The sequence below is a fragment of the Streptomyces sp. NPDC089799 genome (assembly GCF_040684755.1).
GTDB lineage: Bacteria > Actinomycetota > Actinomycetes > Streptomycetales > Streptomycetaceae > Streptomyces.
This window is the reverse complement of record NZ_JBFBGR010000034.1, coordinates 48,016-67,768: the sequence shown is the minus strand read 5'-3', so window position 1 is coordinate 67,768 and position 19,753 is coordinate 48,016. Positions and strand designations below refer to the sequence as shown.

Here is a 19,753-nt window from a genome sequence, read left to right as displayed (position 1 = left end):
TCCCGTCCCTCCCGAGCATGATCGGCCGGGCGGCGAACCAGTGCTGAATCTGGTCGCCTACCTGCCCGATCCTTCACCACGTCCGCGGGGTGAACCGGCCGGTCTTGAACGGCTGTGTCAACGATCAGGGTGAACGGCCTGGACGCCGGTGCCGTCGTACAGCTCGGGTTCCAGCGTGAGCAGGTAGCGGCCGGCGGGGAAGTCTGCCGAGGGGCGGGCCGCGTGGATGGCGTGGACGGTGGCCCAGGGGCGCCCGGCGTGCAGGAGCTCGGTGGCGGACAGGGCGGCGGCGGTGTCGAAGGGCTCGATGCCGATGAACCGCAGCCCGTTGATGTAGGCGAGCAGGCCGGGCCGTGTGTTGTCGCCGACGGTCAGGGAGAGCACCGGCGCATAGAGGGTGCCCAGGCCGCCGGAGGCTTGGACGTAGAACGCAGCGACGGCCTCGTTGTACGGATCCTTCGGATCATGCAGGGCGGTAGCGGTGGTGTGGTCCAGGACGACCGCGATCGGCCCCACTACGCGGCCGCCGGGTCCTGTCGGGCGCCGAGGCGCTCCAGGAGTCCGCGGGCCTTCGCCTCGGCCTCCTCGCTGGGCACGGTGCCCAGCACGGAGGCGAGCTCGGCGCGGGCCTGCTCGGCGCGCTCCGCGTACTCGGCCTGGGTCGGCCGGCCCTCGGCGAGCTCCTCGACGAGCTGCCGGATCGTAGTGCCTTGCTCGGTCGCCAGCGCGGCCAGGCGGTCGCGGGTGGCCGCGCTCACCTTGATGCTCGTTTCGTCTGCCATACGTCGACTCTACTGCGAGTAGAGGACCTGTGCGGAGGTTCTGGCGACATCGCCCTCGGGAGGGGCCCGGAGGCCGCAGGGCTCCGATTCTCCTGGATGCGCAGGCCCTGCCCGGCTTGCCGCTCGTGCGTGATCGACCTGCGAGCGAGTTCGCGTTGGTCAGATTGCCGGGTCGGGGCGCCGGGCGTCTGGCGTCGTGCGGCGCGAGTACGCGCCGGGTACACGAAGCCATTCGCCCTCAGCGTGAGGAAGGTCCCCCTGGAGGGGAGTGCCCTGGGAGATCACGCCTCACCCTGCATGTGGGCCTGGAGCTGGGCGGCGAGGCCGGTGGTGGGCTGGGTGCCGTCGAGGACCAGATCGGCGTGGTCGCGGGTGGGGTCGACGTGGCGGGTGTAGGAGCGATGGCTGTTGGCGTATCCGAGAAGTCCGGGCTCGGGGTTCTGGCCTTCCTGGATCTTCCGCAGGGTTTTGCGGACGACGCGGATGTCCGCCGGGGTGTCGACGAACACCTTCCAGGTAGCGATCGCGGTGAGCTCGGGCAGGGCGAGCGCGAAAGTACCCTCCACGATCACGAGCGGGGCGTTGACGTGCTCAGCGAGCACGGTTTTGATGCGGGCCGTGTCGAGGGCGCGGGGGTCGCTGAAGTCGACCACGCGGCCCGGCTGGCCGTCGAGGCGGGGAACGCTCGGGGCCAGGCCGGGATCGCTGTGGTAGCAGGAGTCGAGGTGGACCAGGGCCGTGCCGGGCACGATGTCGGCCAGGGCGTGGGCGAGGGCGGTCTTGCCGGAGCCGGCACCTCCGCCGATGAGCAGGATCTGTGGCGTGGGGTGCTGGTTCACGGGCGGGGTGCCTCAATCCAGGGTCGGGTTGAGGTCGCGAGTGTAGCCGCGGGGCAGGGCTACCTCTGTCGTCTTTGCCGGTGGGCGGCTGCGGCGGGGAGGACGGTTCCGGGGATGGCTCCGATGCCGCCGGTGGGGTTGTCGCTGGTGAGGGTGGGGGTCGGGGCGCCCTCGAGGATGTGGTGGCCGTCGGCGGTGAGTACCTCGATGGTGCGGCGTGTCGCAGGGCTGTTCCACATGCGCTGGTTCATGGAGGGCTGGAAGTAGACGCCGGGGCCGTGGGCGAGGATCAGCGCGGTGAGGAGGGTGTCGGCGATGCCAGCCGCCGCCCGGGCGAGGGTGGTTGCGGTCGCGGGGGCGACGATGAACCAGTCCGTCTCCGCAAGGAGCCGGATGTGCAGCGGATCTTCGGGGTTCGACCTCCAGTGGGTGTCGGTGAAGACGGGGACCGGCAGCTCCGGCAGGAACAGCTCGGCGGCCGTCGCGGTGGCCACGACGGTGACCTTGCGGGCGTAGCGGGTGGCGTCGGCGACGAGGTCGGCGGTGGCGGTGGCAGCGCTGGATCCGCAGACCCCGAGCAGGAGATGGCCGGCGCGGTGGCCGTTCACGGGGCCGTCCTGGGACGAGGCGCGGCCTGGGCGAGGTCCAGGAGGCCGGGTCGGCCCGTGTGGCGGGCCAGGTGCGTGAAGCGTTCGGTGAACACGCCGCGCCACCACATGCCCGCATGGAGTTCGTTGTCGTGGAGGATCGCGTCCTCGCAGACGGCCAGAGCGTTGTAGAAGGCGAGCACCGCCTCCGGGTCCGCAGTGGAGGTGCGGTGCAGCTGGTCGAGGAGGGCCGTGAGGCGCGCCCCGTCGGGCAGCGTGGTCAGGACGCGGGGGGAGAGCAGCCATTTGCGGGGCGGGGGCAGCTGCCCGGCCTGGGCGAAGCCGGTCTGGGCGAGGAGCACGACGAGGGAGAGGGCCAGGTGGCGCCAGGCGTGCTCCTCGGTGCGCAGGACGCCCTGGTAGACCGAGCGCCAGTACGTGGAGGCGTACCGGCTTGCCAGGGGTGGCAGGAGCCAGTCGGGGATCGTGTCGATGGTGTGGTGGCGCAGCCACCCCTGGTGCGTGGCGATGGTTGCGGCCGGATCATGGAGGACTTCCATGGCCGTGTAGTTCTCCAGGTCCTCCAGGTACTGGCTGTCCAAGTGCGGGTCCTGCGCACAGAAGGAGGTGAGGACGCGGGTGTGGAGGAACTTGAGGTTGAGGACTTCGGCGTCGGTCAGGACGTTGACGACGGTGTGGTCGGTGAGGGTGTCGTCGCGGCCCTCGAAGAGGATCTCGCAGTCGGCGCCGGCGGGAAGGAACGCGGTGGTGGCGAGGTGTTCGCTGATGGGCTGGGTGTTGGCGCAGAACACCCAGACGTCGCGGTCGGAGTAGAGGTCACTGGTGCCCTGGCGGTGGGAGCCGCACAGGGTGATGGCCTCGACAGCCGGCACGGCCCGGGTGAGGTGCTCGATGCAGCGGGCGGTGGTCGTCATCGGGCCCCTCCCTTGCGGGCTCGGAGTTCGGCGACCGCAGTGAGAAGCTCGTCGCCGGTAACGGTGTCGGTGAAGGCGACCTTGCCGATCGCGGCGGGCAGCACGTAGTGCAGGGAGCGGCCGCCGCGCTGCAGCAGGAGCTGCTGGACGCGGGCCGCGAGCTGCTGCTCGTCGAAGGCGTGGTCCATGACGGGCAGGCCCAGGTGGTCCATGGCGGCCAGGATCTTCTCGAAGTCCTTGCCGCTGAGGAGACCGCGGGTGTGGGAGATGTGGGAGGCCACCGCGATCCCGATGCCGACGGCGGTGCCGTGCGGGATCCGAAACCCGGTGATGTCCTCCAGCGGGTGGGCGACGGTGTGCCCGAGGTTCAGGGCCCGCTCCAGATTCCGTTCGAAGGCATTGGCGCCGAGAAGCTCCAGCTTCCGTACGACGCAGCGCTCCACGATTTTTCCCAGCACCGGCGTTCCCTCAAGCGGGGCGGCCAGGAGGTCGAAGAGCTCCGGGTCGTCGACGATGCCGATCTTCAGGGCTTCCCCGTAGGCGGAGACGATCTGCTGGCTGGGCAGGGTGGCCAGAGCATCGAGGTGGATGTGGACCTCGGCGGGGTGGGAGAACGTCCCGATGAGGTTCTTCTGCCGGGGATGGTTCACCCCGGTCTTCCCGCCGATCGCGGCGTCGATCATCGCGAGCAGGGTGGTGGGGACGTAGGCGGCGCGCACGCCCCGGAAGTACAGGTTGGCGACCAGGCCGGTGAGGTCGCAGAGCACGCCCCCACCGACCGCGCTCACGGTGCTCTGGCGGTCGACGCCGGCTTCGTGGAGCACCGTGATGATCCGGGCGGCCTGCTCCAGGCTCTTGCCGGACTCGCCGGGAGCGACGACGAGGTGACGGCCCGGGACCAGGACCGGGTGCAGTCGGCTCTTCCACCCGGCGTGCAGGCCGCCGTCGAGGAGCAGGAAGTCCCCTCGCGCGGCGAGGGCGGCGACCGCCTGGACGAGGCCGGTCTCGGCGACCCGGATACGGGTGGTGTCGTGGCGGGTGACCTGCGCGGTGAACTGGCCACCGTGGCCGGCGACGCGGATCCCCTCGGGCGGCTGGGTGATGTTCATGAACGGCTCCTTGTGCGGCATCGGTGTCGGCGGTGACGGGTCCGGCCCCGGACTCCAGATCGGAGTCCGGGGCCGGACAAGGGGGACGTACGCGGGTCAGCAGGGGCGGCCCGAAACGATCACGGGGCGCTTGCGCGGCTTGAGACTGGTCATGGGGGTTTCCTCCCTTCCAGGAGTCGGCGTTCGCTGACTCCTCCAGGAAAGTCCCGCCCCCATCACCCCGGACAGACGCGCGAGGGACCCTCGGGGGCCCGCAGGGACCCATCGGGAACCATCCGCGTCCGGGCAGTTCCATTCCCTCCCCGCCGCCACCCGGTTGGTGGACCATCAGGGAAGGGAACCTTCTTGATGGGGGTGGAGCACGTGGACCGCGAACAGCACCCGCTGGCAGCGCTGTTACAGGACAACGGCTGGACCGGAGTCGGCTACCTGCGCCGCCTGGCCGCCCGGCACAAGGCCCTGGGCTACGGCGCGATCAGTGAAGACAAGAAACGCATCTACCGCTGGATCCACCAAGGCGTGGTCCCGGAATGGACCGCCCAGCTCACCATGGCCGACCTGCACGGCGTTCCCGTCGAGGAACTCCACGCACGTCCCTGGCCGAAGTGGCTGCTATACGCCGCAGGCCACGACGACCGGCCGCTCTTGGACCCCGCCTGGACTCCGGCGGCCACCAACACGATCCTGACCAGCATGGCCGGAGGAACCATGGACCGCCGCGACTTCCTGATCGTCTCCGCCCTCGGCGCCGTCACCGCGCAATGGGCCACCGCACCGCCCGCCACCGCCGCGGGAACCGGCCGCCGCGTCGGCACCCAGCTCGCCGACCTCCATGACGAACGCCTTGGCGCGCTGCGCCGCCTGGACGACCAGGTCGGCTCCGGCCAGGTCTACCAGGCCGCCAAATCCGAACTCCGGATGATCACCGAGACCCTCACCCGCTGCTCCTACCCTCAAGAAACCGGCCGACGGCTCTACGCCGCAGCCGCCGAGGCTTCCCGGATCTGCGGCTGGACCGCCTACGACTCCGGCTTCCACGCCGAGGCCGAACGCCACTACATCACCGCCCTGCGCGCCGCCGCGAGCGCCGGCGACCGGGTCGTCGGCGCGAACACCCTCGCGTTCTGGGCCATCCAGCGTTACAGCACCGGCGATCCCCAAGGCGCCCAGCACCTGATCACCGCCGCCCTCGAAGCCGCCCCCTCCATCGGTTCGCCCCGCATGACCGCCATGCTCCACGCCCGCTCCGCCCGCGCCTATGCCAAGGCCGGGGACCGCCAGGCCAGCCAGCGCGCGGCCGGCGCCGCCTTCGACGCCTACGACCGGATCGACGCCGGATCCGCCGAGCCCTCCTGCACCTACTGGGTCAACCGCGGCGAACTCCACCAGCTCGCCGGCTCCAGCGCCCTGAACCTGGCCGACCCAGCCCGGGCCCTGACCCATTTCCGTGCCGCGACCACCGCCACGGCCAGCGACGCATATGACGGCACCGCGTTCCCCCGTGGGGCGGCCATCTACCTCGCCCGCGAAGCCGAAGCCGAACTCGCCCTCAACGACATCGACGCAGCCCTCCACACCGCCCACCGCGCCGTCGAGCACATGGGCGGCGTCACCTCCGCCCGCGGCACCAGCACCCTCAAAGACCTCCGCACCCAGCTCGCGGCACGCCGCACCATCCCCGCCGTCCGCGACTTCCTCGCCGCCACCGCCTGAAGACAGTCCGGTTCAGCGTGAGCGCCTCAGCCTGGCAACACGCGACGGGTGATAGCCGCGGGGCGTCTCGCAACGCACTCCCGGCCCAGCACTACAGGCTGGACACGCCACATCATGAACCTGCTGCCCGGCGGCGGGGGAAGCGGTCTGTGTTCCAACGAGACCGGTCCGCGTCTTCCACGACTCCACATGCTCCCGTTCGCGGGCACTGAGGGCGCTGTCGGCCTGCTCAGCTGCGAGCAGCAGCTTCTGGACCGAACTCCGAATCCAGGCCCGCCGCTGCGAGCGAAGTCCGACCGGAGGGCGGCGCAGGGCTGACAGGAGGGCGCGTACACGCTCAGCGGCCCGCCGAGCCCGCTCGGCCTCCTGCTCAGCCTCCATGATCTCCTCGTGCCGCTCCTGCGCATCGGCAGCCAGAAGCGCACTGGCCGCAGCGGCGATGGCGGTCTCCCCGTCGGTGCGGGCGTGGCTCGCGGTCGCGTTCGCCGTCACCGACAACGTGCGCACCGCCTCGACATCGCGTGCCTCGACAGCCTCGCGAAGGCTGACGAACAGCTGCTCGCGGACCGCGGCCTGTTCCTTCAGCCAGACCTGGGCGCCGGCAACAGCAGCACGTGCTTTGGCCTGGCCCTGCTCGTCCAGCCCCGTCAGAGCAGCGATCTCGCCGCTGATCTGGGTGACGACGAGCACCGACCCCAGCTTCTGGGCCTCCGCCAGCTTGCGCAGCAGCAGGTCCGCGCGGGCCTGGAGAGCAGGTGTCCGCCGCGCCTGCCCTGAGGAGCGCCGGGATACAGGGCGGGTTGTGCGGCTTTGGACGAGCCGCTTGACCGCCGGGGTCGAGAGCCCCCGCCCGGTCATCTCGCACTCCTCGAGTTCGAACCACTCGGTGGGCCGCATGAAGGCTTCCGTGCCGATGCGGACCTGACGACTGGTCCCGACGCTGTCGAGCCGGATTCGGTGGATGTACCAGCGGTCGATCAAGGTGTCCCGGTCCACCGGAACCGATACCCCCAGCACGGGCTCGCGGCCGTCCTCGTCCCAGACCGGTGCGACCTCCTGGTTCAGATGCACGCGCAGCCCGCGGTCCTTGAACCGGATGTCGAGGACGGACCCGATCTCGGCTCCGTCCGGCCGGGCGAAATCGAAGTCGACCAGGTCCCCGGCCTGGCCGGCCGTACGGAGCCACGCGGCGGCCGCAGCCTTCACGTACAAGTGGTCCGCGCTCGCCACCCCACGGGCACGCCGGCCGCACCGGTGCGAAGGCGCGGCCGCACCCGGGTGGTGGGCGAAGTGGCAGACGCGATCGGTGTACAGCTTCGTCGTCAACTGGACGCCGCAACCTCCGAGGAGCAATCCGCACCAGAACGTGTCACGCTCGTGCCGCTTGCGGAAGGCGTCCAGCTCGATCGCCTCCAGCGGCAGCATGAGCGGATCCTCCGATGCGGCCCCGCCCAGAACCGCCGTCTGGATCTGCCGGTTGTCCCCCCGCACGATTCCTGCCCCTCCTTCGCCCCAGCTCAGCGTGCCACCCGCTCATACAGGCCCGCAGGCGATCAACGCGTTTCACTCCGACCACGGGTGGATCCGGGTGCGCAAGACTCGGGTGGTCAGTGCGCATCAGTGCGCTGAGCGCCTGCTGGTACACCGCCCATTGCGACGGAAGGCTGCTCCGGGTGAATGGCAATTACTGCAGCGCGCACGATCGTTTCACCGGTGAATCCGGCCACCCGGGTGGGTGACAAGGCTGATCTTGGGGTGTGCTGCCAGCGCGCGGGCCGCTAGAACCCGAGCATGATCAACAACTTGATGCGACGCGGGCTGTCAATGTTCGCCCTCCTCACTCTCCCCCTCCTCACCGTCGGTTCTCCGGTCGCCCAGGCAACACCGTCCCGGCCGACTGCGCTCCCGGCGACCGCTGCCGGCACCCTCGGACTGCGTGCCCCGGTCCTGCTGTACGAGGCGATTGACCAAATTCCTGTCGCCGACGAGCAGCGGGCCGGGTACAAGCGGGACCTGTACAAGCACTGGAACAAGGGCCTGAACGGCGGCGACGGCTGCGACACCCGCAAGGAGGTAATCCTGGCCGAGGCAGTCGTCGCTCCGCAGGTGGCTACCGGCTGCAAGCTGACCGGCGGCTCCTGGCGGAGCCCGTACGACAACCTCGTCGTCACCGACGCCGCCCGACTTGACGTTGATCATTTTGTACCGCTGGCTGAGGTCCACGACTCCGGCGGCTACGCCTGGGACGCCGCCCGCCGCGAGGCGTACGCGAATGACCAGAACAGCCCCGACACTCTGATCGCGGTCTCAGCCGCCTCCAACCGCAGCAAGAGCGACAAGGACCCGGCGGAGTGGCTGCCGTCGGACGGCTCCTACCACTGCACCTACGCCGCGACATGGGTTGCAACCAAGCTCCGCTGGAGCCTTGCCGCAGACGACGCCGAGCGCCAAGCCCTTCTCGGCCTGGCCGAGGACTGCCCCACCACCACCGTCGTCTACGAGACCGCCCCCTGATTCGCAGCACACCCGCAGGTCCGGCTACGCCGTAGCCGGACCTCCACGGGAAAGGGGACTCCCCATGACCTGTCGCGCCTGTCGACACGCCATCCTCGGCGACGAAGTCGTCGCCTACATCCGCCACCGGGTTGCAGCTGCGCCACCGCTTGACGCGGCACTGATCAAGGCCCTGAGACCCATCCTCACTAACCCCGCACTCCCCGACAGGGGGCCGAGGTGCACCGGACCGAAAGGTCAGGGATGCCGTGCCCCACGGGCAGCCGATGTGTAACCGGATTCCCCGCGCCCACTACCAACCCTTCACTCCCGAGACCGGCCTGATCACCCTCGACGACAGCGGCCTCCCACCGACGGCAGTACCGAGTCTGGGCTGGTGAAGCAGCGGCTCGCGCGGCCGGTGTGGCCGCCTCCCCAAACGCTGTGTGCGCAGCTGCTCGTCCAAGCGCCGAACGAGCCGGTCGGCGAGCGCCTGCGGGCCGTCCGTACAGCCCGCAAAGCCCTCGACCCTGGTCAGCTCGCCCAGGACGACGGCCTCCATCAGGCGGATGCGGCGACACGGTCCAGGCGGCGACCTGCCTCGGCCACCCGGGGCGGCAGAATTGCCTACCCGCGGGCCGTACCCCCCAGAGAGTCCGTGGGGCCGGAAAGTGCACCGCGAAGACCATCGGCAGCGATACTGAGGGCATGTCTCCGCAGCACCACCCGGCACCCACGGCGACGGCAGCCGTCCTGCGCCACCGCTACACCCACCGCCTGCCTTCTGCGCTGGGCGACCTCGCCGGCCCCTGCTCCGGGACCGTGCATCTCCCCCTGCACCTGGCCTGGTCTGGCCTGCGCGCGTACGATCTCGACCGGCCCCGGCAGCGCATGAGCCTGTACCGCACCGTGCTCGCCGAAGGCCAGCACGACGACCTCACCACCTACCTCAACGGTGACCTCCTGGCCGAGCAGTGGCCGGTGCTGCGGACCCTGGTCAGCCGACATGTACGCGACGTGTGGGAGGAGACCTTCCCACAGCTCCGCACCCGCACCGCAGCAGCGTGAAGCTCACCCCGCTGCACCGCCGGCTCCTCGCCGACGTCATCGCCATCGGCAGCCCCTACCCCCTGGTGCTCACCGGCGGGTACGCCGTCCAGGCCCATGGCCTCGTCGAACGCCTCAGCCAGGACCTCGACGTCGCCACCGAGAATCCCGCCCCGATGGGCAGCATCGCCGAGGACCTCGCCCGACAGCTGACAGCACGCGGTTGGAGCGTGACCGTCCGTGGCGTCGACCCGCTCTCCGCCCGCCTCGTCATCACTGACTCCGACGGTGACGCCTGCGAGGTCGACATCCTCAAAGAGAACTTCTGGTCCGCGCCCGCCACAACGGAGTACGGGCCCGTCCTGGCCTTCGACGACGTCGTCGGCACCAAAGTCCGCGCCCTCGCCGACCGCGGCGCCGTCCGCGACCTCATCGACGTCCACGCCGCCTCCCAGCACTGCAGCCCGCCCGAACTCGAGCACCTCGGCCACCGGCACGGCCGCGACGAGTTCCGCCTGGAAGACCTCCGTGACCGTCTCGCCGGCGCCGACTGGTACGACGACGAGGAATACGCCGCCTACGGCCTCGACGCCGCAGAGATCGCAGCGGTTCGAGGGTGGGCCGCGGCCTGGGCAACCGACCTCAGCCACCGGCTTCCTGACCACGACTGACGTGGTCAGCGCGGCTTAGCGGGGGATGCCATCTGCCGGGCCTCCTTCGCACTCCTGCGGACCCTCGTCCTCGCTCAGCCTCCATGACCGGGGCAGTCTCCTGACCTGGGGTTACCGGGCTGAATGTGACATTCTGCGGTCGTGCTTCTGAATGATCATGTGAGCAGCGTCGAGCTCTGGCCCCTGCGCTATCAGTTCCCCGCCGCCCCGGGAGACTCATACGACGACAACTGGCTGGTCATCGGTGGAAAGGTGACGACTCCCAAGGGCAGCTGGTCGTTCGATGATCCATGTCTGCTGACCGACGAGGCCCGTGAGGTTACCGCCTGGCTGCGCGCGGTGGCCGCTGAGACAGTACCCGCGACCGGTCGAGATGCCGAAGGCGAGTTGTCTCCGGACACCTGGTTCGTCGAGCCGGTCCTAGGCTTCAGCCTCGCCGACCGGAGCGAGGGCTTGGCGGTGATTCGCGTTCACCTGTCCTTGGAGGCTGCACCTCCATGGGAGCAGGGTGCTGAGAGCACGGGCATTTACCAGTACGCCGTGGAGGTACGGACGGATACGGATGCGCTGCTTCACGCCGCCGAGCAGTGGGATCTTAGTCTGGCGCCCTTCCCGCCCCGCTGACCAACATCGTGAGACAGCGGACGTCACGAAGTATGCGCCGAAGCCCGAATTCCCCACTGCGGCTCTTCGGTTGGTTCACGGAGTGAACCAACTGGGGAAGGCAGGGAGCGACATATGCGTTCCCTGCGCAACCGAGCCGCCCGCCAGGTCCAGGAGCTGAGCGGTGTCGACGGCTCGGACGGTGCGGGGAAGGGTCGGGGTCATGCAGCGATGATGCCAAGGTGCCTCCGCGGGGCCGAGCGGTCAGCCGGGCCGGGATGCAATCTTGCGACGGGCAGACCCCCAGACTTCCTCGAACTCCTCGAAGGTGAGTTGTTCAGGGTCGTGGCCTTCCCATTCTGAGATGGGCAGCTCGGCGGTGATCCCGAACTTGCTGTCGTACTCGTCGAGGCGGCCTGCGTCGCGGGCCCGCTGCCACTCGGCGAGTGAGGCAGCTGCGATCGGGATCAGCTCAAGTCCTTCGAGTTCGACCTGCCGGATCACCCAGCCTTCGGCGTCGACCTCGAAGTAGAACCAGGTGTCTTCCTCGTCCCAGTAGCAGCGCATCCATGTGGTCACCTGGCCATGATGCCGAGCCAGATGCGTTGCACTATTCCGCCCTGTCTCATGGTTGAGGGATGAATCCTGCGGATCGGTCAAGCTGGAAAGGAGACGGTGAACGCTTCGACCAGCGAGTCTCACGAAGACGGCACAAGTGCCACCGATGTGCCATCGGGGCTGAGATTGTGCCGCGAATTTTGAGACCCTACAGCTCGGGTGCTACGTGTTGGCCATGTCCACGAACCGCGAATAGTGACCCTGGAAGGCCACCGTGATGGTTGCCGTGGGGCCATGCCTGTGTTTTGCCACGATGAGGTCCGCCTCGCCTGCGCGAGGGGATTCCTTTTCGTACGCATCCTCGCGGTGGAGGAGGATGACCAGGTCGGCGTTGTCTTCCAACGCTCCGGAGTCTCGTAGGTCGCTGATCTGCGGCTTCTTGTCCGTCCTCTGTTCGGGACCGCGATTGAGCTGCGAGATGGCTACGACCGGGATGTCGAGTTCCTTAGCGAGGAGTTTCAGACAGCGGGAGATCTCCGAGATCTCCTCATACCGGGAGGCGAAGGGCCGCGTGCCGTAGGTGAGCATCTGAAGGTCGTCGACGACGATGAGCTCGATGCTGCGCTGAAGATGCAGACGTCGGCTCTGGGCCCGGATCTCTGTGAACGTGGCGTGCGAGCTGTCCTGCACGTAGAGCGGGGCGGCGGAGACGTCGGGCATGCGGCGGGCGAGGCGGGTCCAGTCGTCGTCGGTCATGGTGCCGGAACGCATGTGGTGCAGCGCGACGCGGGCCTCCGCAGACAGCAGCCGCATGACGACCTCTGTCCTGCGTGACTCCAGGGTGAACAACAAGGCAGGCAGGTTGCTCTTGATACAGGCCGAGCGCAGGAAGTCCGCCACCAGGGTGGACTTCCCCATAGCGGGGCGGGCGGCAATGACAGTGAGAGTGCCCGGGCGCAGGCCGCCAGTCAGCGAGTCCAGGTCGGTGAACCCGGTGGGTACCCCCGCAGACACGGCGCCCGCTCTGCGTCCGACGGCCTCGATCTCGTCGAGGGTATCCTCGCAGATGTCACCGAGAACGTAGGCAGGTGGGATACTCCCGGCGTTTTCGCTTCCGGCTGCGAAGATCTCGGATTCGGCGGCGTCGACGATGCGGTCGACGAACTCCGGGGTGCCGTTGGCCGCAAGGTCGTGGATGTTGGCGGCCGCGGCCTGCAGACGGCGTAGCCTGGCGGTCGATTGGATCCGCTCGGCCTGGGCGCTCCAGGACTTCCCGGAGGGTTTGCTGCCAGCGAGGGCATTGATGTACTCCGCGCCGCCGGCCGCCTCGAGTTCTCCTGACTCGGTCAGGTGCTCGCACACGCTGAACGGGGTGGGCGTCTGATTCGCCGCGTAGACGGCCAGCACAGCGTGGTAGATGAGGCTGTGGGCAGGCCGGTGGAAGTCACGGCGACGGAGGATCTCCACGACGTCCGCGATGGCGTCGGTGGAGAACAGCATCGCGCGCAGGACGGCCCTCTCGGCCTGCAAATCGTTGGGCTGGACCTGCTCGATGCCGTCCTCGGCCATGTGAATCCTCCCGCTGTCCGGCACCTTCCGCAGGTCCCCCGTCAGGGTAGCCAGCCAGCGCACCAAGCCCCGACGCTTGTCAAAGACCCCGCCACGCACGGGCGCGCCGCCGCGCCAGGGCACGGACCTTCTCCGATACCGGCCGCTCGTCCGATGCCTCCACCGGGGCGTAGAACGGTGCTGGCGTCGTTTCCTCACCGGGCTGTGCCGCCACGGCCGACATGAGGGGTGTCCGCCCGGCAGGCGGATGTCCGGCTCTCGGAGATCCATAAGCCCGTTCCGCCGGCAACTGGGCATCCTGGGGGGTCAGTACCTGCATACACCGCACCGCCTCATGACCCAGATGCTGGTTCAGCTGCGTAACAAGATGTGGCTCGAGGAGCCGAATCTGAGCCGCCCACGCCTTCGAGTCAGCACGCACCACCAGCTGGCCGCCGTCAACAGCGACGACCAGCAGATGCCCGGCGATCTCCGGCCCGACGATGTCAGCCCAGGCTGCGGCAAGCGGATGCCGGGTTGGCATCCTCCATCCGCGCTCAGCAAGCAGCTCCGACAGCGCCGCTTCCACGGGGACCGCGCCCGACCGGTGCCGTGCCCGGCGTGGCAGAACGCCTCCACCGCGGCGCCGCCGGGCGTCCTCCCGGGCCTGCTGCAGCACAACCCGGGCAAGGTCCAGGCGCTGCTCCACTCACCCTCCTGCCATAGAGCACTGGCAATCCTCCTCAGATCCACAATCATGCTGTACGTGACGGCCGTTGTAGCCGTACAAAGGAGCCTGTGAGCACGCCTGCCCCGTGGGACAGCACCAGCCAGCCGTCGCAGTCCATGCGCCTGCACCCGCATAACCCCTCCAAGGCACTGCGGCGCGACAGCGTGGGCCGGTGTTTGTACTGCTACAACACCATCTGGTGGTACGACCGGGCCGATGGCGGTCGGATCCCGCTGCTGCCCCGGGAGTTCCCGACCGCTCGTGTTCCTGAGAACGTGCAGTGGAGCGTTGATGCTGGCCTCGCCCGGCAGGGAGCCGTGGGCGACTTCTGCTGGATCCCACATCCGGTCGTCTGTCCGGGAATCGAGCACGATGAGTTCAAGGATCCGGGCCTGGCTGACCTGTACCGCCAGTCGTCCCTGAACATGCAGGCCGCAGTTCGCGAGGGGCGCTTCAGCGCTCCCCTGATCGAGACGCCGGAGGAAGAAGGCCCCGAGGCAAGGCCGGTCAATCGGCAGTGCCGGGACATCATCGCTTACCACTCTGTGCACATGGTGGTGCCCACCACTGTCGGCGAACTCCGCTGTGTAGCCCTGTCCGAAGTCACAGGAGAGCGCTGCAGTGGCCTCGTTCTTGATCCGGATGCCATTTACCAGGGCGAATGGGCCGAACAGCAGATCCCCTACCCCAGGGGCCGTCTCGACGAGCCAGCTCTGTGGGAGGGCCAGACCATGTGGGTCTGGAGCCTCAACAACGTCACCTACCAGGACAGTGTCCGCTGGCGCAGCCAACGCTGCCCGTCGCACGGCACCGGCAGCACTGCGCCCGACGCCCACCCCCGTGAATGCGAGCATTTCGACCCCATCGGCCATGGCTTCTGCATCCGCTATATCAAGCCCGTCACCGCGGCGACCTTTACCCCGGAAATCCGCCAGGCTCAGCGCACACGCTGTGCGGAGAAGGGCTGCCTGAATGGCAAGACGGGGCGGGTGCCGGAGCAGGAGCTCGTCGCGGGGGTGGGATGGCTCTGCTGGAAGTGCCGGCCCAAGTACACCAAACGGCGGATCACGCACCGGCGCTGGCAAGCCGATTCGGACGCCTGACCAAGCCAAGCCAGGAGGCGTCGGGCCGCCTACGACCAGGTTCGCCCGCCGGTAGCCGATTGAGGAACCCTCTCCGACGCTGCGCCCGCCCCAAGCGCGCGGAGAAGTGTGCAGCAACCAGGTCACCCGTGCTAGTACTGGGCTGCGGTGGCCTGGTGCGGTAAGCGGGTGAGTCCAGCCTTCTCGCTGCGGGCCCGGGCCAGCGCGCGGGATTCTGCGGTGTTCGTGGCCTTGTTCCGTTCCGCCTGCTCGCGCAGGTGCTCGGCTTCAGCGAGCCCTTCGCGGAAGGCGTGTTCTGGTTCGAGGATCCTGGTGCGGATTTGCTCGCGTGCGGCTTGAGCGATGTGGGCGTCTGCACGATGGGTGAAGCGGTGGGCGTGGTGCAGCGCGAGAGCCTGGCGGTAGCCGGCGGGCTGCTCGTAGTGCGGGGCCTGCTGGACGGGTACTGCAGGTTCTGGGGTGGCGGGGGTTGTGTCGGCTGGGTACGGAGCGGTGGGGGTGATGCCGGGCGGCAGGATCCGGAGAGTGCGGACGGCAGTGGTGGAGCGCATGACGTGGTTGGCGGCGTCGATGATCTGGCGGGTGTGCAGCCGGGCGGCGGTGGCGTACGGGGCGGAGACGGGGCGTACCGCGAGTTCACCGGTGGCCGCGTCGTAGCCGGCGAGAGCGACGTGTCCGGCGAGATCGGTGGCGATGGTCGGCCACTCGTCTACGAGGGAGCCTCCGGCTGCGGGGAGTTCCCAGGCGCGGTCGGTGATGAGGTTGGCCAGGAGCTGCTGGAAGCCGATGGGCTCGCGGCCGTCCGGTTGCCTGGTGGCGCGGGTGCGGTGTGCCTTGCGGGATCCGCTGGGACGCGCGCCTCGCTGCTTGGCTGCGGCGCGGGCGGCGGCGAGGGCCTGGCGGGCGAGGTCGACACCAGATTCCGGGGCCTGAGGGGCGCTGGCCGAGTTGTTGATCACGAAAGGCTCCCTACCGGCGGTGGGCGGTGGTCGTCGGACGGGTGGGTCGGGGGATATTGAGGGCGCGGTGGACGAGCTCCGCACCGAAGATCTGCTCGGCGGCGGGCCGGCCGGAGCTGGTGACGATGGAGCGGACCAGGCTGTTCTGTCCCTGGCGGTACTCGCTCCAGCCCAGGACCCGCATGTCCGCGGCCTCCTGGGCGCTCAGCCCCAGATCGGTGTGCTGGTCGACCACGGTGCCCGCGGTCTTGTCGTAGTTGGCGGGTAGGGCCTGGCGGGCGGTGAGGTAGGGCAGCCAGGCGGCCTGCGCGGCCCGGCTGCGGGGCCCCTGAGGAACTGCTTCGAGCTCCTGGTGGCGCCGGGCAGCAGCGATCCTGGAGTCGCGCCACTCCGACACCATTGAGGCCCGGGCCTCCGGCGTCCGGACGACCTGCTCGGCGCCGTGCAGCAGGGTCGCCAGGAGTCCCGAGGCGCGGTGAACGGTGTCGGCCTCGCCCCGGACGTGCAGCCACGCCTGAACCTCGGATGCGCTCCAGCCCGCATCAGCGACGTGCCGGGCCACCCAGGCGATCCGAGGAATCGACGCGCGGCCCAGCCAGGGGACTTCCCGGATCAGTTCGGTAGCCAGCTGGAAGCGGCGGCCCACGCCGTTGAGGTTCCGGCGGCTGCGCTTGCCCTTCTTCGGGGTGGAGCAATCGCTCTGCCCGCTGGCGAGCTTGCTCTCAGGGGGAAGCGAAGTAGTACTGGTAGAGGGACAGCTAGAGGTACCCACCTGCTTTGGGGTGCAACGGGTCTCACCGGAAACGGCAGTCACAACCGACTGCTCAGCACCCTGGCGGGCACCCTTCGCCGGGGTCCTCGAGGACTTCTTCGCCCGCGGCCGCCGCACCTTCCGGGACGCCTTCTTCGCCAGCTTCGCGATCAGCTCCCGGCCGGACTCAGCGATCCCGGACACCGCCCGCGTGTACGCCGGATCCGCCTCATCCCGCTGCACCGTACGGATCCCCAGCGCGATGTCGAACTCCACCGGGATCATCCGCGCGAACTCGCTCGCCTGGGCCGGACCGCCGGACACCCGGGTGCCCTTGACGATCCACGCGAGTAGCCCGGTCTCCCGCAGCATCTGCAGGTGGTACTCCACCGTCCGCTCCGACAGGCGGGTACGGCGCACCAGGTACTCGATGCCCGGACGGCATGGGAACAGCTCCGCCAGTTCCTGGGCGACCCGCACCGTTGATACGCCGAAGGAGCGCGGCCCGTGTGACTTGTGCTGGCGCGGGTTGTACAGCCCGGACCCGGCGACCCAGTGGACCGCCTGCATCCAGCTGTAGCCCTCGCCCGCGATTCGGCCCGAAGATGTCGAAAGCCACTGCGACGCCTCGGCTACGAACAGCTGGCGCATCACGGCGACCGTGTGGGTGTCGTCGACGGCGCGGCGCGGCGCGGGCAGCATTACGGCGGCCGGCGCCGCCACGGAGCTCACCGGCCCGCCCGGAAGGACGAGATAGAGATCATTCGGGCGGGCCGGTGAGCTCCGTGGCGGCGCCCTGTGGACAGAGCCCGCGAACTGGCGAGAGCCCTGTTCGCTCCCGCCCGGCGGGCAAGAATCTTGAAGCGCGTCCCGCAGGACGGGACGCTGTCGGCGGGCACAAGCAATGCGACACCGGTCGCGTTGTCGCGAGACCAGGCTGTGAATCTGATCAAACTGAAGCCCGACAATGCCTCAAACGGGATGAAACGGGCATCGGTCGGCTTTTCAGTGAACGCCAGATCGTGCACTATGACGGGGACACCAACTTCCATATGCAACCTGACACAGTCCGCGAAGCGGCCTGGTAGGTGAGTGGATGTAGGTGGCAGCCCCCTCCGGGAGGAGCGGGCGGACACCGAACGGCGGGTGGAGATGTCGCCTCTCGTCTCGGTGGAGCTGAAACGCAGAGCCCCTGTGGTGGGGGCGCCGCGGTGAAGCGCGCGTAGCTGGTGCTGACGCGGCTGTGGTGGCCGTGGTGAGTGGCCGGTGTAGCGGTGGCCCTGGTTAGGGGTCGAGTGAGAAATGAGCGGCTCGGTGAGCCGCGGCTCAGGGCCAGCTGTCACTGGGACCTGAGTGGCCGACGCGGGTGGTTAATCCGGTCGGTAGACGGGCCGCGCGAGGAGCGGGTGGTTAATCCGCCTGGCGTGCGGTCGATGGCCTTTAGGTCATCCCGATCCCCTCTCGGAGATCGGCGTCGGCATGCCCTCATCCAGCTGTGCGGCCTCAGGGAAGCGGTCTGCGAGCCGCTTGAGCAGGTGGATATAGACGGCGCGGTGAGGCCGGCGCGGTTGGACCTGTCCCAGCTCCCAACGAGCAATAGCGAGGCGTTGGACGCCCACAGCTTCGGCGACCTCAAGTTGGGTGAGGCCCGCGGCGAGGCGTAGCTGCTGCCGCACCCACGGCGGCGGCAGGACGTCGTCCAGTAGAGCGTTCACCCGCTGCAACGGGTCCGCGTCGGCCATGATCCAACCTCGCATGATCGATGTTGCCCCGAAAGATACACCACGGGAGCGGCCTTTGTGGGCGTCAACCAAACCATCGATAGGGTGGGTTGCATGCTCGCCCTCTTCGACCTGGACGGCACGCTGATCGACCGTCAGGCCGCACTCAGCGACGCCGTAACCGCGCTGTGCCGCGCCCACACCTTCGACACCTCCATCGAGCAGTGGCTGCGCGGGGTGCTGGCCGACCGCGCCAACCCCAGCGACTTCGCCCGCCTGCGCACCGACTTCGGACTGACAGAGCCCGCCGAGCAGCTGTGGCAGGAGTACGTCGATCTGATCGCCGGGGCTGTCACCTGCCGACCGGAGATCCTCGGGGGCCTGAGTCAACTGCGAGCGGCAGCCTGGACCATCGGCATCGTCACCAACGGGGCCGGTGACATCCAGCGGGCCAAGCTCGCCGCAGCCGGCATCGCCAACCTGGTCGACGGCGTCGCGGCCTCCGGCGACCTGGAGATCCGCAAGCCGGCCCGCGAGCTCTTCGAGCTCGCGGCGAGCAGCTGCGGCCGAAGCCTGGCGGATGGCGGCTGGATGATCGGCGACAACCCAGCCGGAGACATCGGCGGCGGACACCACGCGGGTCTGCGCACCATCTGGCTTTGCGGCCGGCCCTGGCCCGACGGCCTTCGCGCCGCAGACCACACTGTCGACGACGCCACCGACGCCATCGCCATCCTGCTCAACGAAACCTCGGAGTAGCACTGTGGACCAGCCCACCGTCGGCATCCTCCACCCCGGCAGCATGGGTGCCGCAGTGGCCGCATGCGCTGCAGCCAACGCCGCCGCGGTCCTCTGGTGTGAGGCCGGGCGCAGCAGCGTGTCGGCAGCGCGCGCCGAACAGTTCGGCCTGACGCCGGTAAGTACGCTGTCCGCGCTGCTCGACTGCAGCGACATCGTCATCAGCCTCTGCCCGCCATCAGCAGCCGAGTACCTCGCCCGCGACGTCGCCCGGCACGGCTTCGCCGGAGTGTACGTGGAGGCGAACGCCATCAACCCGGAGCGGGCGCAGCGCATCACTGCGCTGCTTGAACCAGATGCGACCGTCGTGGACGGCGGTGTCGTCGGCTCCCCACCGATCGGCAGTAAAACACCGAGCCTGTACATGTCCGGGCCGAACGCGGCGACCGAGAGGATCGAGGCCCTCTTTGCGGGCACCGCCGTCCGGACCGTGGTGCTGGGCACGGAGGTCGGGAAGGCGTCCGCGCTGAAACTGGCGTACACGAGCTTCCAGAAAACGTCACGGGTCCTGGTGGCACTCGCGGTCGGGATGGCGCGCGAGCACGGCGTGGACCAGGAGCTCCTCGAGGTCGCCTCGAAGCGCACCGACTCGTACCTCTCCGAACCGCAGTACATCGCCAAGACCGCAGCCCGCGCCTGGCGCTGGGGCCCGGAGCTGGAGGAAGCCGCCGACACGCTCGCCGCCGCCGGCCTTCCGCCGGAGTTGCTGCGGGCGGCCGCATCCACGCTGGCACGGTGGCACGACGTCCAGGACAACGGCGAGCTCACGCTCACCGATGCCCTGGACCGACTTGCCCAGCCGTAGC

General features: G+C 69.1%; 21 protein-coding genes. 8 read left to right on the top strand and 13 right to left on the bottom strand.

What is annotated here, in order from left to right; genetic code table 11:
• Nucleotides 1-117 precede the first annotated feature (117 nt).
• The 6 genes from AB0O36_RS29615 to AB0O36_RS29590 all read right to left on the bottom strand — a co-directional run bounded on the left by AB0O36_RS29615 (nt 118) and on the right by AB0O36_RS29590 (nt 4,252).
• The gene (locus AB0O36_RS29615) at nt 118-516 is read right to left on the bottom strand and encodes a hypothetical protein (RefSeq protein WP_365115475.1); all 399 of its coding nucleotides are present in this window, start codon (nt 514-516) and stop codon (nt 118-120) included.
• Nucleotides 516-782, bottom strand: coding sequence for a hypothetical protein (locus tag AB0O36_RS29610; protein WP_360653983.1), 267 nt, complete (start codon nt 780-782; stop codon nt 516-518). The genes AB0O36_RS29615 and AB0O36_RS29610 overlap by 1 nt, the downstream gene beginning before the upstream one ends.
• A gap of 281 nt (nt 783-1,063) precedes the next feature.
• Nucleotides 1,064-1,621: a zeta toxin family protein gene (locus AB0O36_RS29605; protein ID WP_365115473.1), complete on the bottom strand. Its 558-nt coding sequence runs from the start codon at nt 1,619-1,621 to the stop codon at nt 1,064-1,066.
• Nucleotides 1,622-1,680: 59 nt separating this feature from the next.
• On the bottom strand, nt 1,681-2,229 hold the full coding sequence (locus tag AB0O36_RS29600; RefSeq protein WP_365115472.1) for a flavoprotein: 549 nt from the start codon (nt 2,227-2,229) through the stop codon (nt 1,681-1,683).
• A complete protein-coding gene (locus AB0O36_RS29595) occupies nt 2,226-3,143 on the bottom strand; it encodes a hypothetical protein (protein WP_365115470.1) in 918 nt (305 codons plus the stop codon). Before AB0O36_RS29595 ends, AB0O36_RS29600 begins: the two co-directional genes overlap by 4 nt.
• Nucleotides 3,140-4,252, bottom strand: a complete 1,113-nt coding sequence (locus AB0O36_RS29590; protein ID WP_365115468.1) for a 3-dehydroquinate synthase family protein — start codon at nt 4,250-4,252, stop codon at nt 3,140-3,142. The genes AB0O36_RS29595 and AB0O36_RS29590 overlap by 4 nt, the downstream gene beginning before the upstream one ends.
• Nucleotides 4,253-4,600: 348 nt before the next feature.
• On the opposite strand from AB0O36_RS29590, the gene AB0O36_RS29585 reads away from it, so the two are divergent.
• Nucleotides 4,601-5,965: a transcriptional regulator gene (locus AB0O36_RS29585; RefSeq protein ID WP_365115466.1), complete on the top strand. Its 1,365-nt coding sequence runs from the start codon at nt 4,601-4,603 to the stop codon at nt 5,963-5,965.
• Between the two features lie 12 nt (nt 5,966-5,977).
• Here the strand turns inward: AB0O36_RS29585 and AB0O36_RS29580 are convergent, their stop codons facing one another.
• Complete coding sequence (locus tag AB0O36_RS29580) at nt 5,978-7,390, bottom strand: hypothetical protein (RefSeq protein WP_365115465.1); 1,413 nt, start codon at nt 7,388-7,390, stop codon at nt 5,978-5,980.
• A gap of 366 nt (nt 7,391-7,756) precedes the next feature.
• Here AB0O36_RS29580 and AB0O36_RS29575 point away from each other — a divergent pair, with 366 nt between their 5' ends.
• From AB0O36_RS29575 to AB0O36_RS29560, 4 genes are all read left to right on the top strand, one after another.
• Entirely contained in the window at nt 7,757-8,479 is a 723-nt protein-coding gene (locus AB0O36_RS29575; RefSeq protein ID WP_365115464.1) for an HNH endonuclease family protein, read from the top strand.
• A gap of 687 nt (nt 8,480-9,166) precedes the next feature.
• Nucleotides 9,167-9,526, top strand: a complete 360-nt coding sequence (locus AB0O36_RS29570) for a hypothetical protein (RefSeq protein ID WP_365115463.1) — start codon at nt 9,167-9,169, stop codon at nt 9,524-9,526.
• Nucleotides 9,523-10,176, top strand: coding sequence for a nucleotidyl transferase AbiEii/AbiGii toxin family protein (locus tag AB0O36_RS29565; protein WP_365115462.1), 654 nt, complete (start codon nt 9,523-9,525; stop codon nt 10,174-10,176). The genes AB0O36_RS29570 and AB0O36_RS29565 overlap by 4 nt, the downstream gene beginning before the upstream one ends.
• Before the next feature lie 159 nt (nt 10,177-10,335).
• Nucleotides 10,336-10,800, top strand: a complete 465-nt coding sequence (locus tag AB0O36_RS29560) for a hypothetical protein (RefSeq protein ID WP_365115460.1) — start codon at nt 10,336-10,338, stop codon at nt 10,798-10,800.
• A gap of 243 nt (nt 10,801-11,043) precedes the next feature.
• Here AB0O36_RS29560 and AB0O36_RS29555 read toward each other — a convergent pair whose 3' ends face one another.
• The 3 genes from AB0O36_RS29555 to AB0O36_RS29545 all read right to left on the bottom strand — a co-directional run bounded on the left by AB0O36_RS29555 (nt 11,044) and on the right by AB0O36_RS29545 (nt 13,429).
• Nucleotides 11,044-11,346, bottom strand: coding sequence for a hypothetical protein (locus AB0O36_RS29555; RefSeq protein ID WP_365115521.1), 303 nt, complete (start codon nt 11,344-11,346; stop codon nt 11,044-11,046).
• 213 nt (nt 11,347-11,559) lie between these two features.
• Nucleotides 11,560-12,906 carry a replicative DNA helicase gene (dnaB, locus tag AB0O36_RS29550; protein ID WP_365115458.1) on the bottom strand — a complete coding sequence of 449 codons (1,347 nt, stop codon included), beginning with the start codon at nt 12,904-12,906 and terminating at the stop codon, nt 11,560-11,562.
• Between the two features lie 79 nt (nt 12,907-12,985).
• Nucleotides 12,986-13,429 (bottom strand): DUF721 domain-containing protein, encoded by a 444-nt coding sequence (locus AB0O36_RS29545; RefSeq protein WP_365115519.1) that lies wholly within the window; start codon nt 13,427-13,429, stop codon nt 12,986-12,988.
• A gap of 254 nt (nt 13,430-13,683) precedes the next feature.
• On the opposite strand from AB0O36_RS29545, the gene AB0O36_RS29540 reads away from it, so the two are divergent.
• Nucleotides 13,684-14,718 (top strand): DUF6083 domain-containing protein, encoded by a 1,035-nt coding sequence (locus AB0O36_RS29540; RefSeq protein WP_365115456.1) that lies wholly within the window; start codon nt 13,684-13,686, stop codon nt 14,716-14,718.
• Between the two features lie 131 nt (nt 14,719-14,849).
• Here the strand turns inward: AB0O36_RS29540 and AB0O36_RS29535 are convergent, their stop codons facing one another.
• The 3 genes from AB0O36_RS29535 to AB0O36_RS29525 all read right to left on the bottom strand — a co-directional run bounded on the left by AB0O36_RS29535 (nt 14,850) and on the right by AB0O36_RS29525 (nt 18,170).
• Complete coding sequence (locus AB0O36_RS29535; RefSeq protein ID WP_365115454.1) at nt 14,850-15,677, bottom strand: DciA family protein; 828 nt, start codon at nt 15,675-15,677, stop codon at nt 14,850-14,852.
• A gap of 10 nt (nt 15,678-15,687) precedes the next feature.
• Nucleotides 15,688-17,160 (bottom strand): transcriptional regulator, encoded by a 1,473-nt coding sequence (locus AB0O36_RS29530; RefSeq protein ID WP_365115452.1) that lies wholly within the window; start codon nt 17,158-17,160, stop codon nt 15,688-15,690.
• Nucleotides 17,161-17,873: 713 nt separating this feature from the next.
• A complete protein-coding gene (locus tag AB0O36_RS29525) occupies nt 17,874-18,170 on the bottom strand; it encodes a helix-turn-helix transcriptional regulator (RefSeq protein WP_365115451.1) in 297 nt (98 codons plus the stop codon).
• Between the two features lie 93 nt (nt 18,171-18,263).
• Here AB0O36_RS29525 and AB0O36_RS29520 point away from each other — a divergent pair, with 93 nt between their 5' ends.
• Together AB0O36_RS29520 and AB0O36_RS29515 are read left to right on the top strand one after the other, a co-directional pair.
• Nucleotides 18,264-18,908, top strand: coding sequence for an HAD family hydrolase (locus AB0O36_RS29520; protein WP_365115449.1), 645 nt, complete (start codon nt 18,264-18,266; stop codon nt 18,906-18,908).
• Between the two features lie 4 nt (nt 18,909-18,912).
• On the top strand, nt 18,913-19,752 hold the full coding sequence (locus AB0O36_RS29515; RefSeq protein ID WP_365115447.1) for a DUF1932 domain-containing protein: 840 nt from the start codon (nt 18,913-18,915) through the stop codon (nt 19,750-19,752).
• The last annotated feature ends 1 nt before the right edge of the window (nt 19,753 follow it).